At 74.9% G+C, this 12,943-nt stretch carries 12 protein-coding genes; 2 read left to right on the top strand and 10 right to left on the bottom strand.

From position 1 onward, the window contains the following. Positions 1-7: 7 nt before the first annotated feature. From truB to rimP, 8 genes are all read right to left on the bottom strand, one after another. Positions 8-937 carry a tRNA pseudouridine(55) synthase TruB gene (gene truB, locus AC067J_RS39005; RefSeq protein ID WP_478307540.1) on the bottom strand — a complete coding sequence of 310 codons (930 nt, stop codon included), beginning with the start codon at positions 935-937 and terminating at the stop codon, positions 8-10. 210 nt (positions 938-1,147) lie between these two features. Then, positions 1,148-2,263: a DHH family phosphoesterase gene (locus AC067J_RS39000; protein ID WP_478307539.1), complete on the bottom strand. Its 1,116-nt coding sequence runs from the start codon at positions 2,261-2,263 to the stop codon at positions 1,148-1,150. Positions 2,264-2,265: 2 nt separating this feature from the next. Beyond that, the gene (gene rbfA / locus AC067J_RS38995) at positions 2,266-2,709 is read right to left on the bottom strand and encodes a 30S ribosome-binding factor RbfA (protein WP_478307538.1); all 444 of its coding nucleotides are present in this window, start codon (positions 2,707-2,709) and stop codon (positions 2,266-2,268) included. 153 nt (positions 2,710-2,862) lie between these two features. Continuing rightward, the gene (locus AC067J_RS38990) at positions 2,863-3,159 is read right to left on the bottom strand and encodes a DUF503 domain-containing protein (RefSeq protein ID WP_030289887.1); all 297 of its coding nucleotides are present in this window, start codon (positions 3,157-3,159) and stop codon (positions 2,863-2,865) included. A 150-nt stretch (positions 3,160-3,309) separates the two neighbouring features. Continuing rightward, positions 3,310-6,480, bottom strand: coding sequence for a translation initiation factor IF-2 (gene infB / locus AC067J_RS38985; protein WP_478307537.1), 3,171 nt, complete (start codon positions 6,478-6,480; stop codon positions 3,310-3,312). 250 nt (positions 6,481-6,730) lie between these two features. After that, positions 6,731-7,024, bottom strand: a complete 294-nt coding sequence (locus AC067J_RS38980; protein ID WP_327683838.1) for a YlxR family protein — start codon at positions 7,022-7,024, stop codon at positions 6,731-6,733. 80 nt (positions 7,025-7,104) lie between these two features. Continuing rightward, a complete protein-coding gene (gene nusA / locus AC067J_RS38975; protein WP_478307536.1) occupies positions 7,105-8,142 on the bottom strand; it encodes a transcription termination factor NusA in 1,038 nt (345 codons plus the stop codon). 57 nt (positions 8,143-8,199) lie between these two features. Continuing rightward, a complete protein-coding gene (gene rimP, locus AC067J_RS38970) occupies positions 8,200-8,784 on the bottom strand; it encodes a ribosome maturation factor RimP (RefSeq protein ID WP_478307535.1) in 585 nt (194 codons plus the stop codon). 304 nt (positions 8,785-9,088) lie between these two features. Here rimP and AC067J_RS38965 point away from each other — a divergent pair, with 304 nt between their 5' ends. Together AC067J_RS38965 and AC067J_RS38960 are read left to right on the top strand one after the other, a co-directional pair. Continuing rightward, positions 9,089-10,285 (top strand): ferritin-like domain-containing protein, encoded by a 1,197-nt coding sequence (locus tag AC067J_RS38965; protein WP_478307534.1) that lies wholly within the window; start codon positions 9,089-9,091, stop codon positions 10,283-10,285. Between the two features lie 222 nt (positions 10,286-10,507). Next, on the top strand, positions 10,508-11,428 hold the full coding sequence (locus AC067J_RS38960; protein ID WP_478307533.1) for an aminoglycoside phosphotransferase family protein: 921 nt from the start codon (positions 10,508-10,510) through the stop codon (positions 11,426-11,428). Here the strand turns inward: AC067J_RS38960 and AC067J_RS38955 are convergent. Together AC067J_RS38955 and AC067J_RS38950 are read right to left on the bottom strand one after the other, a co-directional pair. Then, complete coding sequence (locus tag AC067J_RS38955; RefSeq protein WP_478307532.1) at positions 11,401-11,979, bottom strand: GNAT family N-acetyltransferase; 579 nt, start codon at positions 11,977-11,979, stop codon at positions 11,401-11,403. The genes AC067J_RS38960 and AC067J_RS38955 overlap by 28 nt on opposite strands. A gap of 88 nt (positions 11,980-12,067) precedes the next feature. Continuing rightward, positions 12,068-12,943, bottom strand: a complete 876-nt coding sequence (locus AC067J_RS38950; RefSeq protein WP_478307564.1) for a GNAT family N-acetyltransferase — start codon at positions 12,941-12,943, stop codon at positions 12,068-12,070.

Here is a 12,943-nt window from a genome sequence, read left to right as displayed (position 1 = left end):
CTCCGGCTCAGCCCACGAAGACGGCGACCGGCTTGGCCTGGCCGCCCTTCTCCTCCACCAGCGCGAGGAACCCGCCGTCCGGCCCGAACACCGCGATCGGCCCGTCCACGCCCAGCCCGGGCGCCTTCAGCCGGGCGCCGTGCGACAGCTGCTTCGCCTGGTCGGCGTCGAGGTCCCAGCGCGGGAACGCGGCCGCCGCGGCCGCGCCGATCGGCAGCACCTCCAGCGGCGCCCCGGCGCCCCCGGTGACCGCCTCCTCCAGCTCCTCCAGGGTCCGCGCCGACTCCACCCCATACGGGCCGACCCTGGTGCGCCGCAGCGCGGTCAGGTGCCCGCCGACGCCGAGCCCGGCGCCGAGGTCGCGGGCCAGCGCCCGGATGTAGGTGCCGGAGGAGCACTCCACGGTGACGTCCAGGTCGACCACCGGCGTGCCGTCCTCGGCGACGGCGGCGCGCTGCTCGTGGACGGTGAAGGAGTGGATCGTGGTCGGCCGGGCGGCGAGCTCGAAGTCCTCGCCCTCGCGCACCCGCGCGTACGACCGTTTGCCGTCGATCTTGATCGCGCTGACCTTGGACGGCACCTGCATGATCTCGCCGGTGAGCGCGGCGATCCCGGCGTCGATGTCCTCCCGGCGCACCGCGTCGGCCGGGGTCGAGGCGGTGACCTCGCCCTCCCGGTCGTCGGTGACGGTGGTCTGGCCGAGCCGGATGGTCGCCTCGTAGGTCTTGGCGGTCAGCATCAGGTGTCCGAGCAGCCGGGTGGCCCGTTCGACGCCGATCACCAGCACGCCGGTGGCCATCGGGTCGAGGGTGCCGGCGTGGCCGACCTTCCGCGTCCCGGCCAGCCACCGCAGCTTGGCGACCACCCCGTGCGAGGTGATGCCCTCCGGCTTGTCGACGATGACCAGGCCGTCCGGACCGGTGCCTTTGCGCTTCATCGGGTTCTTTCTCTGAGGATGGTCAACTACACGGGCGGCCGACCACGCGCACCGACCGCACGGGTCGCGTGCGCGGGTCCGCCGCCCGGCCGCCGCCGCGGAGGGCCGCCGCACGGCTCCACCGCACCGGTGCACCGCACGCCGCCCCCCGGCGGCCTGGGCCGCGTCCGGTGGACCGGCCCGGGTCCGCGCCGGTCCACCCGACGCGGCCTACACGGGCCGCAGCGCGGCCCGGAACCGCTCCACCACGGCGGCGACGTCCTCCCGGACGGAGAAGCCCGCCGCGAAGGTGTGCCCGCCGCCGCCGAGCGCGGTGCAGGCGGCCGCGACGTCCACCGCGCCCTTGGAGCGCGAGGAGCCGCGCAGCGTGCCGTCCGGGTCCTGCTTGAGCACCAGCGCCACCTCGGCCTCGGCCGGGCGGCGCAGGATGTCGATCAGGCCCTCGATCTCCTCGACGGTGACGCTGAACAGCACCAGGTCCTGGTAGGGCACCCAGGTCCACACCAGGCCGAGCCCGTGGGCCGCCTCCGGCTCGTAGACGGCCCGGTCCAGCGCGCCCGCCAGCACCTTGAGGTAGCCGAAGGAGGAGGTGTCCCACAGCTGCCGGGAGATCAGGTCCTGCCGGATGCCGGTGGCCAGCAGCCGGGCGGCGAGTTCGTGGGTGGCGGGCGTGGTGGCCCGGTACTTGAACGAGCCGGTGTCGGTCGCGACCCCGGTGTAGAGGCAGGTGGCCAGGTCCTGGTCCAGCTCGACGCCGAGCCGGCGCAGCAGCTCGTCCACCAGGACGGCGGTGGCCGGGGCGCCCGGGTCGATCAGCTGGTGGGTGCCGAAGCCGGGGTTGGAGGCGTGGTGGTCGAAGACCACCAGCACCGGCGCGGCGAAGGCCTTGCCGTGCAGCAGGCCGAGCCGGCTCTCCGCGGCCACGTCGAAGCAGAGCACCAGCTCCGGGGTGTCGGGCACCTCGGAGGCCGGCACGATCAGCTCCTGGCCCGGCAGGAACGCCAGCGACTCGGGCACGACCTGCGGGTCGTCGCCGAAGGAGACCCGCACCTCCTTGCCGAGGCCGCGCAGCGCCAGCCCGGCCGCCAGGGCCGAGCCGAGCGCGTCGCCGTCCGGGCAGATGTGGCAGACCAGGTCGACGGAGCGGGCCCGCCCGATCTCCGCCACCACCTGCTGCCAGACCAGCTCGAAGCCGCTCTCCTCGGCGCGCGGCCCCGGAAGCACCGCGAGGGCACCCTCCACCGTGTCGGTGGAGGATGCCCCCGTGGCCGTACCGGCCGTGGTCGTACCGGTTGTCGAACCGGCCTCCGCCGGCTCACCCGCCATGACTACTCGTCCTCGTCGTCACGCTCGGACGCCGGGACCTTGTACGGGTCCGCGTCGCCGGCGTAGGCCGCGCCCGCGGCCGTGGTGCGCACCGCGGCGTCGATGGCCCTGGCCCGGTCGAGCAGGTCGTCGATGTTCCGGGCGTTCTCCGGCAGTGCGTCCGCGACGAAGGTCAGCGTCGGGGTGAAGCGCACCCCGGTCTGCTTGCCGACCTCGGAGCGGAGCACGCCCTTGGCGCTCTCCAGCGCGGCGGCCGTGGCCTCGCGCTCGGTCTCGTCACCGAAGACGGTGTAGAAGACGGTGGCCTCGCGCAGGTCGCCGGTCACCCGCGCGTCGGTGATGGTCACGAACCCCAGCCGGGGGTCCTTGATCCGTCGCTCCAGGGTCTGGGCGACGACCACCTGGATGCGGTCGGCGAGCTTGCGCGCCCTTGCGGTGTCGGTCACGTTGCCTCCTCGTGCAGTGGGCCGGGTACTCGGGCATGCTGCTCGCCCGTCGGGGCCCCTGCCCCAAAGTACCGGCCCGCGCCCAGCCTTGTGGGCGCTCTCGGTCCTGATCTGTGTGAGAACGGCGACTCGCGCCGGCCTGCTCCGCAGATCTCATTCATCGTCGTCGTTGTGGTAGCGCCTCCTGGCGGAGAGCAGCTGAACCTCGGGGCGGCCGGCGACCAACCGCTCACAGCTGTCCAGGACCTCGGTGACGTACCCGGCCTCGCCGGACACCACCGCGAGGCCGATCTCGGCCCTGCGGTGCAGATCCTGGTTCCCGGTCTCGGCAGCGCACACGCTGTACTTGCGCTGCAGTTCGGCCACGATGGGCCGCACGATCGACCGCTTCTCCTTGAGCGAGTGGACGTCGCCCAGGAGCAGGTCGAAGGTGAGTGTTCCCACGAACATGTGTGACAGGTCTCGCCGACCTGAAGGCCTCGGGGACAGCCCTGACCGGGCTGGTGCCGGCGATTGCCCGGCACCCCAGGACCCTACACAGCGAGACCGGGGCCGGTCGACGGGAATTCCACCCGTCGACCGGCCCCGGACACCACTCGCTTACGCGCGCGGCTTCTCGCGCATCTCGTAGGTCTCGATGACGTCGTCGACCTTGATGTCGTTGAACGACCCGAGCGTGACACCGGCCTCGAAGCCCTCGCGGACCTCGGTCGCGTCGTCCTTGAAGCGGCGCAGACCCTCGATGGTGAGGCTCTCCGCCACGACCTTGCCGTCGCGGATGAGGCGGGCCTTGGCGTTGCGGCGCAGCAGGCCCTCGCGGACCAGGACACCGGCGATGTTGCCGAACTTGGAGGAGCGGAACACCTCGCGGATCTCCGCGGAGCCGAGGCGAACCTCCTCGTACTCCGGCTTGAGCATGCCCTTGAGGGCGTTCTCGATCTCCTCGATCGCCTGGTAGATGACCGAGTAGTACCGGACGTCCACGCCTTCCTTGTCGGCCGCGGCGCGCGCACGACCCTCCGCGCGCACGTTGAAGCCGATGATGATGGCGTCCGAGCCCATCGCCAGGTCCACGTCGGACTCGGTGATGGCACCCACACCGCGGTGCAGGACCCGGAGCTCGACCTCCTCGCCCACGTCCAGCTTGACGAGGGCGTCCTCGAGGGCCTCGACCGAACCGGAGACGTCACCCTTGATGATGAGGTTGAGCTGCTCGATGGAGCCGGCGGCGATGGCCTTGTCCAGGTCCTCCAGGGACACCCGGACCCGACGCTGCGCGAAGGCGGCGTTGCGGTCGCGGGCCGAGCGCTTCTCGGCGATCTGGCGGGCGGTGCGGTCCTCGTCGACGACGATGAAGCTGTCGCCGGCGCGGGGCACCGAGGTCAGACCGAGCAGCAGCACCGGGCGGGACGGGCCGGCCTCGGCGAGGCTGTTGCCGTTCTCGTCCAGCATCGCGCGGACGCGGCCGTAGGCGTCGCCGACCACGATCGAGTCGCCGACGCGGAGGGTACCGCGCTGCACGAGCACGGTCGCCATGGCGCCGCGGCCCTTGTCGAGGTGGGCCTCGATGGCGATGCCCTGCGCGTCCTGGTCGGGGTTGGCCCGCAGGTCGAGCGAGGCGTCCGCGGTGAGGACCACGGCCTCCAGCAGCTGGTCGATGTTGAGACCCTGGCGCGCGGAGATGTCGACGAACATGGTGTCGCCGCCGTACTCCTCGGCCACCAGACCGAACTCGGTCAGCTGACCGCGGACCTTGGTCGGGTCGGCGCCCTCGACGTCGATCTTGTTGACGGCGACCACGATCGGCACACCCGCGGCCTTGGCGTGGTTCAGCGCCTCGACCGTCTGCGGCATGACACCGTCGTTGGCCGCGACCACCAGGATCGCGATGTCGGTGGACTTGGCACCACGGGCACGCATGGCGGAGAACGCCTCGTGACCCGGGGTGTCGAGGAAGGTGATCGGGCGCTCTTCGCCGTTCACCGTCGTCGCCACCTGGTAGGCACCGATGTGCTGGGTGATGCCACCGGCCTCGCCGGCCACCACGTTGGACTTGCGGATCGCGTCCAGCAGGCGGGTCTTACCGTGGTCGACGTGACCCATGACGGTGACGACCGGCGGGCGCGCGGCCAGCTGGTCCTCGTCGCCCTCGTCGGCACCGAAGTCGATGTCGAACGACTCCAGCAGCTCGCGGTCCTCGTCGTCCCGGCTGACGATCTCCAGGACGAAGCCCATCTCGTCCGCCAGCAGCTGCAGCGTGGCGTCGGAGACCGACTGGGTCGCGGTGACCATCTCACCGAGGTTGAACATGACGGAGACGAGCGCGGCCGGGTTGGCGTTGATCTTCTCCGCGAAGTCCATCAGCGAGGCGCCGCTCGACAGGCGAACGGTCTGGCCGTTGCCGCGAGGCAGCATCACACCGCCGACGGACGGGGCCTGCATGGCCTCGTACTCCTGGCGCTTCGCCCGCTTCGACTTGCGACCACGGGCCGGACGGCCACCGGGGCCACGGCCGAAGGCACCCTGCGTGCCACCACGGCCGGCCGGGCCGCCGGGACGGCCGCCGAAGCCGCCGGGACGCGGGCCGAAGCCACCGCCGCCACCGGGGGCACCGCCACCGGGACGGGGGCCGCCGAAGCCGCCACCGGCCGGACGCGAGCCCGGACCGGCCGGACGACCGGCGAAGCCGGGACGGGCGCCACCGGCGCCACCCGGACCGCCCGGACGGCCACCGGGGCCACCCGGACCACGGCCACCCGGGCCGGGACGCGGGCCCGGACCGGCCGGACGCTGGGGCATCATGCCCGGGTTCGGACGCGGCATGCCCGACGGGGTCGGACGCGGGCCGGCCGGACGCGGCATGCCGTCGGGACGCGGGGCGCCACCCGGACGGGGGGCACCGGCACCCGGGGCACCGGGAGCGCCGCCACCCGGACGCGGACGGTCGCCACCGGGGCGCGGGGCACCGGCACCGGGCGCACCGGCACCCGGACGCGGACGGTCGCCACCCGGACGGGGAGCGCCGCCACCGGGCGCACCGGCACCCGGACGCGGACGGTCGCCACCGGGGCGCGGACGGTCGCCGCCCTGGCCGCCCGGACCGGCCGGACGCGCACCGGGCGCGGCCGGACGACGGTCACCGGGGCGGGCCATGCCGGTCGCACTGCCCGAGGTGAAGGGGTTGTTGCCCGGACGCGGGCCGGCCGGGCGCGGGCCCGGACGGGCGCCGCCGCCGGCGGGGGCGCCGCCGGCCGGACGGGCGGCCTGCGGGGCCTGCGAGGCCGGGCGCGGAGCCTGGGTCTCACCCGACGCCGGGGCCGGCGAGGAGAACTCGGCCGCCGGGGCGGCCGGGGCCGCGGGAGCGGCCGGACGCGCCGGGCGCGGGCCCGGAGCGGGGGCGCCGCCGGCCGGCTTCGGCGCGGCGGGGGCGGCCGGGGCGGCGGGTGCCGCGGCGGCCGGGGTCGGACGGGGGGCCGGAGCCGCGGCAGGGCGCGGACCCGGGGTGGGCGCACCCGGCTTGGGTGCGGCCGCACCGGCGGCGGAGCCACCGGCGGGCTGGGGCGCCGCGGGCTTCCGCGGGCCCGGCTTGGCAGCGGAACCACCACCGGTGGGGGCCACTCCCAGCGCGTCAGTCAACTTGCGTACGACCGGCGCCTCGATGGTCGAGGACGCCGAACGGACGAACTCACCCAACTCGGTGAGCTTGGCCATCACGGCCTTGCTCTCCAAACCGAGCTCCTTGGCGAGTTCGTAAACCCGGACCTTAGCCACTTCACTCCTGTCTATGAGTCCGGGGGGTCTCGTCCGCCGGACCGTCGCTACTTCATGGGCGTACCCATCGCGTACTCATCGCGTACTCATCGAGTGCTCATCGCAATCTCGACCTACTTCCACATCGCGAGGTACCTGACTGGTGGCACGGCGTGCGGCTGCCCGTCTGCCGTGCTTGTTGCGGTGGTTCTCCGCCGCGCGAGCGGCGGCCGTTACGAGGGGGTGCCCCACCGGACCTGGCCTGGGAAGCTCAGGGCTCCGGGGTGTCGCCCGCCCGTTCCCCGATGTACTCGCGGAGCCGCTCGGTGTCGAGCGCGCCCTGGAGCCGGAAGGCCCGGGGGAACGCCCGGCGGCGGACCGCGAGGTCGAGGCAGGCCGGTTCGGGGTGCAGGTGTGCGCCCCGGCCCGGCAGTGCGCCACGGGGATCGGGGACGCAGACGCCCTCGACCGCCGTGACACGCAACAGCTGGTGCTTGGCCGCGCGCTTGCGGCAGCCCACGCAGGTGCGTTCCGGGCGTGCTCGGACATGCGTCCGGCCAGACAAAGGCAAGTCTACCCCTCCGAAGGGACATGGCGCCGCCCCGCCGATCCGGGGAGGACCGGCGGGAGGCATCTACAACGCTGCTACTCGCCCGAGGATTCCCGACCACCGGCCTCGGAACGGCCCTCGGGGCGGCCCTCGGACTGGCCCTCGGTGTCCGGGCGGATGTCGATCCGCCAGCCGGTGAGACGGGCGGCGAGGCGGGCGTTCTGCCCCTCCTTGCCGATCGCCAGCGACAGCTGGTAGTCCGGCACGATCACCCGTGCGGAGCGCTGCTGGAGGTCCACGATCTCCACACTGGTCACCCGCGCGGGGGACAGCGCGGCCGCGACCATCTCCCGCGGGTCCTCCGACCAGTCGACGATGTCGATCTTCTCGCCGTGCAGCTCGCCCATCACGGCGCGCACCCGGGAGCCCATCGGGCCGATGCAGGCGCCCTTGGCGTTCAGGCCCTGACGGCGCGACCACACGGCGATCTTGGTGCGGTGGCCGGCCTCGCGGGCGATCGCCGCGATCTCCACGCTGCCGTCCGCGATCTCCGGGACCTCCAGCGCGAACAGCTTCTTGACCAGGCTCGGGTGGGTCCGGGACAGCGTCACCGAAGCGCCGCGGACGCCCCGGCGGACCGCCACGACGTAGCACTTGAGACGGGTGCCGTGCCGGTAGTCCTCGCCCGGGACCTGCTCCTGCGGCGGCAGGATGGCCTCCAGCTTGCCGATGTCGACCAGCACGTTCTTCGGGTCGTTGCCCTGCTGGACGACACCGGTGACGATGTCGCCCTCCTTGCCCGCGTACTCGCCGAAGGTCTGGTCGTCGGCGGCGTCGCGCAGCCGCTGCAGCATCACCTGCATGCCGATGCTGGACGCGATCCGGCCGAAGCCGCTCGGGGTGTCGTCGAACTCCTTCGGCTCGACGCCCTCGTCCAGCTCCGCCGGGTCCTCGGTGGCCCACACGGTCACGTGGCCGGACTTCCGGTCGAGGTCGACCCGGGCGCGGCGGCGCGAGCCCTCGGTGCGGTGGTACGCGGTGAGGAGGGCCGACTCGATCGACTCGACCACCAGGTCGAAGGGGATGTTCTTCTCGCTGCTCAGCGCGCGCAGGGCACTCATGTCGATGTCCACGGCTACGCCTCCTCGTCTTTCGTCACGTTCATCATGGTGCGGTCGGTGCGCAGGTCCTCACTCCGCACCGTCCTCCCCCTCCTCCGAGGAGCCGGCCGCCGGGACGTCGTCCGCGTCCTCGGAGTCGTCCGCGAAGTCCGGGGCCGCGTCGAGGAGTTCCTCGTCCTTGCGGTTGAACTCCACCTGGACGCGCGCCCGGTCGACCTCGGTGTACTCCAGACGGCGCTCCTTGGGCCGGCCGCGGCCCTTCACGGGCTGCACCTCGACCAGCGCGCCGTCCTCGTCGGCCGACAGCACCCGGGCGACGATCTCCCCGCCGTCGACCAGGTGGATCTTGGCCAGTCGGCCCTCGGCGCGGATCCAGTGCCGCGGCGCGCCCAGCGGGCGCTCGGCACCCGGCGAACCGACCTCCAGCACGTACGCGCCGGCGCCCATCACGTCCGACTCGTCGAGGGCCGCACCGACCACCCGGCTGAACTCGGCGATGGCGTCGAGGTCCACGCCGCCGTCGGCGTCCACGTCGATCTGCACCTGGCGGCGGCTGCCCGCCTGGGTGACCTTGACGTCCTCCAGATCCAGGCCCGCCTGCGCGGCCAGCGGCTCCAGCAACGCACGCAGCCGGTCGGTGTGGGTGGTGCTCATCCGGGTGGACTCCTCGGCCGCGTGTGCTGTTGTCGGAAGGGCGCCCCGCACCCCCGGGCGCCGGTCCGGCGCACACCGGGTCGCGGCAGCTCGGCCCAAAGCCTAGCCGGTGAAGCGCCCAACCACCGATTCCGGACGGTGCGCGGCCGCCCGGCCCGGCGGCGGTGCGAGCAAGGTCACACCGGACCGGCGGCCGGGCCGGCAACGGAATCCGCGCCCGGGGACGTGAGGATTCTGTAATCATTCACGCCAATGAGGGCAGGCGGGCAGGCCGTCCTCCCGTACACGCCCCGGAGTGACGCCGATGCAGCCGCCCAGCCGACGGACCTTCCTGGCCCTCGGGCTGCTCCTCACCGCCGGCGGAGCCCTCACCGCCTGCACCGACGAGCCCGGCACCGGCCCCGGCACCGCCGGCGAGCGCCGCCGCCCCGACCCCGACGAGCCCGTCCGGCTGCGCGCCGTCGCCGCCACCGACACCCTGCTCGCCGGGTACGACGCGCTGCTCGCCGGAGCGGGCGCCGGGCAGGCGGCGCAGCTCCAGCCGCTGCGGGCCGAGGTGGTCCAGCACCGGGCCGCGCTGTCCGCCGGGCTGCCGGAGACCCCGGTCGGCCCCTCCGGCTCCGGGTCCGCCACTCCCCCGGCCACCGCCTCCGCCTCCGCTGCTGCCTCTGCCGCTGCGTCCGCCTCCGCTTCCGCTTCCGCGGCGTCCCCCGGTGCGCCCGGCTCCGCGGTGACCAGCGCCGCCACGCTCGCCTCGCTGGAACGGCAGACCGCCCAGGCCCGGCTGGCCGACCTCGGCGCCGCCTCCCCGCAGCTGGCCCGGCTGCTCGCCTCCGTCTCCACCGCCGGGGTGCTGCACGCCGTCGCCCTCGGCGACAGCCCGCCGCCGACCGTGCCGGCCCCGGCGCCCACCGACCCGCCCACGGGGCCCGCCACGAGCGCGTCCGGCTCCGCCGCCCCGTCCGCACCCGGCACCCCGGCCGCCGGCAGCTCCCCCGCCGGCACCCCGGCCGCCGGCGCGGAGACGGTCGCCGCGTTCCAGACGGCGCTCGGTGCCGAGCACGCCGCGATCTACGGCTACGGCGTGGTCGGCGCCCGCCTGCCCGACGACCAGCAGCGCACCGACGCCCGCACCGCGCTCGCCGCCCACCAGACCCGCCGCGACGCCTGGCAGCGGCTGCTCGGCGCGGCCGGCGCCACCCCCGGCGCCGCGGCGGCCGGCTACCAGCTGCCCTTCCCCGTCACCGACGCGGCCGGCGCCGCCCGCCTCGCCGCCCACGTCGAGACCCGGCTCACCACCGTCTACGCCGACCTGGTCGCCGCCGTCCCCGGCGCCCAGCGGACCACCGCCACCGACGCACTGCGCGAGTGCGCCCTCCGGGCCCGCCGCTGGGGCGCCGCCCCCACCCCGTTCCCCGGCCTCCCCGACCCCGCCGCGACCGCGTCGCCGACGGCCGGCGGAAGCACCTCCCCGACCCCGGCGGCCTCCCCCACCACCTGACCCGCCCCACCGTCCCGGGCCCGCCCCGCCGCTCACCGCCCGCCCCGGCCCCGCCCTTCCCGGCGGCGCTGACCTGCGCCTCCACCCCCGGGCCGGCCTCCCCCGGCCCGCGGCCGGGCTGCTCCGGCCCTTCCCCCGTCCGCTCCACTGACCTGCGGTTTCGCCCCCATGACCGACAATGGACGGGTAACACCACGGGGGAACGGCTACCGGAAGGCCAGCATGTCGGCAGCACCAGGGCAGATCACCGTCCCCGAGTGGCTGGCGCGGAGCGCCGCCGGACGGGGCGAGGAGGGGCGGCGCTGGCTGGCGGAGCTGCCCGAGCGGGTGGCCGCGCAGCTCGCCGGCCGGGACCTCACGCTGGAGCGGGTCCTCGACCCGGGCGGCAGCCTGAGCCTGGTCGCCTACGTGCACCGCGACGACCTCTCCCCCGCCGTCCTCAAGGTGGGCCTGCGCACCCCCGAGACCGCCCGCGAGCCCGACGCCCTCGCCGCCTGGGCCGGCCGCGGCGCCGTCCTGCTGCTGGAGGCCGACCCGGCCGAAGGGGTGCTGCTGCTGGAGCGGCTGCACGGCGAGATCCCGCTCCGCTCGCTGGCCGAGCCGAAGGCGATGCTGGAGGCGACCAGCCTGCTGCACCGGCTCTGGGTGCCGCTCCCCGGGGAGCACCCCTTCCCCGTCCTCGCCGACCACACGGCGGGCACCGCCGCGGCCCTGCGCCGCCACCGCGAACTGCCAGGCGCCGCCGAGGCCGACGCCCTCGTCGCCGAGGCGCTGGAGACCGCCGACGGACTGACCGCCTCGGCCGCCGAGGAGTTCCTGCTGCACGGCGACTTCCACCACGGCAACGTGCTCGCCGCCGACCGCGCGCCCTGGCTGGCGATCGACCCGCGGCCGCTGGCCGGCGAACGCGCCTACGACCTGGCCCGGCTGACGCTGGACCGGGCGGACACCCTGGTCGGCTCACCGGGCGTCCCGGCGGCCGTCCGGCGCCGGCTGCACCAGCTCGCCGACGCGCTGGAAGTGGACCGCGAACGGCTGCGCGGCTGGACGCTGGTGCGCGCCGTCGAGCTGGGGCTGGACGCCCTGGCGGCCGGACGCCGGCCCGACGCCGAGCTCTACCTGGAGTTCGCGGGCGCGCTCTGAGCCCGCCCGGGCGGCGCCTGCAGCGGCAGGCGGGCCCCCATCACCGCGTAGAGGCGGTCGGTGTTCGGGAAGTGCACCGCGCGGGCGAGGTCCCGGTAGCCGAGCGCGCGGTAGAGCCGTCGGGCGGGCGTCTCGGCGTCGATCGCGGAGAGGATGCTGCGGTCCAGGCCGGACCGCTCGCAGAGGGTGCGGATCAGCGCGGAGCCGACCCCCCGGCCCTGGAACTCCGGCAGGACGTGCAGCTCGGTGATGGCGAACACGCCGTCCAGCCAGTCGCCGTGGCCGCGGGCGACCAGGTAGGGCTCGATGACGGAGCTCCACCAGTGCTCGCGCCGGTTGGGCATCCCGTAGCCGAAGCCGACCAGCCGGCCGCCGCTCAGCGCGCCCAGTGCGACGACCCCGGGCTGCTGGGCGTGCCGGCCGACGATGTGCAGCCGGACCATGACCTCCTCGGGCGTCAGCCCGAACGCCACCGCCTGGACATCGAGCGCCTGCGGAGCCCACGCCGCTAGGTCGATGGCCTCGATCGTCACCCCGGTCAGCTGATCCATGACCCGGACGTTACTACCCGCCCGGCCGGCGCGCGGGCCGGGCGGGGAACAGCCGTCCGCGGCACCGCGGCCCGCCGGACCGGGCCGGTCAGAACAGCACGCTCATGAACGCGCCGACCTCGCGGAAGCCGACCCGGCGGTAGGCGGCGCGGGCACGCAGGTTGTAGTCGTTGACGTAGAGCGAGACGACCGGGGCGACCTCGCGCAGCGCGATGTCGAGGACGGCCGCCATGCCGGTCTCGGAGAGCCCGCGGCCGCGGTGCCCGGGGGCGACCCAGACGCCCTGGACCTGGCAGGCGCCCTCGGTGACGGCCCCGATCTCGGCCTTGAACACCACCTCGCCGTCCTCGCCGAAACGGGCGAACGAGCGGCCGGAGGCGACCAGTTCGGCGACCCTGGCCTGGTAGAGCAGTCCGCCGTCACCGGCCAGCGGGGAGACCCCGACCTCCTCGGTGAACATCGCGACGCAGGCCGGCATCAGCGTCTCGACCTCGTTGCGCCCCACCCTCCGGACCAGCGGGTCGGGGGAGATCTCGGCGGACGGCACGGAGGTGGCGAGCAGCGGCTGGTGGGCGCGGACCTCGCGGGCCGGGCCCCAGCTGCGCTCCAGCAGGGCCCACAGGGCGGCGGTCGGGCCGGCCGGCCCGACGATCGACGAGCAGCGGCGGCCCTGGCGGCGGGCGCGTTCGGCGAACGCCTGGACGGCCTGCGGCCCGGCGTCGACCAGCACGAGATTGGCCCCGGCGTAGCAGAGCGCGTCGAGGTCGCCGTGCTCGTCGTACCAGCCCCACATCTCGCCGCCGAGGCGCCAGGGGTCGAGACCGACGGCCTCCACCCGGGTGGCCACGAAGGCGTTGGCGACCGGGTCGCGGTGGAGCACGGCGAGGGCGTCGGCGAGGTCCGACGGCTCCAGAACGCGGGTGGTCGCCAGGGCGCGGGCGGCCTGGAACGAGCTGGGGAGCAT

The sequence above is a fragment of the Kitasatospora sp. NPDC042419 genome (assembly GCF_056437345.1).
Note: the sequence above shows the minus strand (reverse complement) of the source record. Positions and strands in the feature narration are given on the sequence as shown.

Excerpts from the sequence above, each read along its gene's own strand:
- truB (WP_478307540.1), bottom strand. The coding sequence starts at position 937 with ATGAAGCGCAAAGGCACCGGTCCGGACGGCCTGGTCATCGTCGACAAG.
- AC067J_RS39000 (WP_478307539.1), bottom strand. The coding sequence starts at position 2,263 with ATGGCGGGTGAGCCGGCGGAGGCCGGTTCGACAACCGGTACGACCACG.
- AC067J_RS38990 (WP_030289887.1), bottom strand. The coding sequence starts at position 3,159 with ATGTTCGTGGGAACACTCACCTTCGACCTGCTCCTGGGCGACGTCCAC.
- rimP (WP_478307535.1), bottom strand. The coding sequence starts at position 8,784 with ATGAGCACCACCCACACCGACCGGCTGCGTGCGTTGCTGGAGCCGCTG.
- AC067J_RS38965 (WP_478307534.1), top strand. The coding sequence starts at position 9,089 with ATGCAGCCGCCCAGCCGACGGACCTTCCTGGCCCTCGGGCTGCTCCTC.
- AC067J_RS38960 (WP_478307533.1), top strand. The coding sequence starts at position 10,508 with ATGTCGGCAGCACCAGGGCAGATCACCGTCCCCGAGTGGCTGGCGCGG.
- AC067J_RS38955 (WP_478307532.1), bottom strand. The coding sequence starts at position 11,979 with ATGGATCAGCTGACCGGGGTGACGATCGAGGCCATCGACCTAGCGGCG.
- AC067J_RS38950 (WP_478307564.1), bottom strand. The coding sequence starts at position 12,943 with ATGCTCCCCAGCTCGTTCCAGGCCGCCCGCGCCCTGGCGACCACCCGC.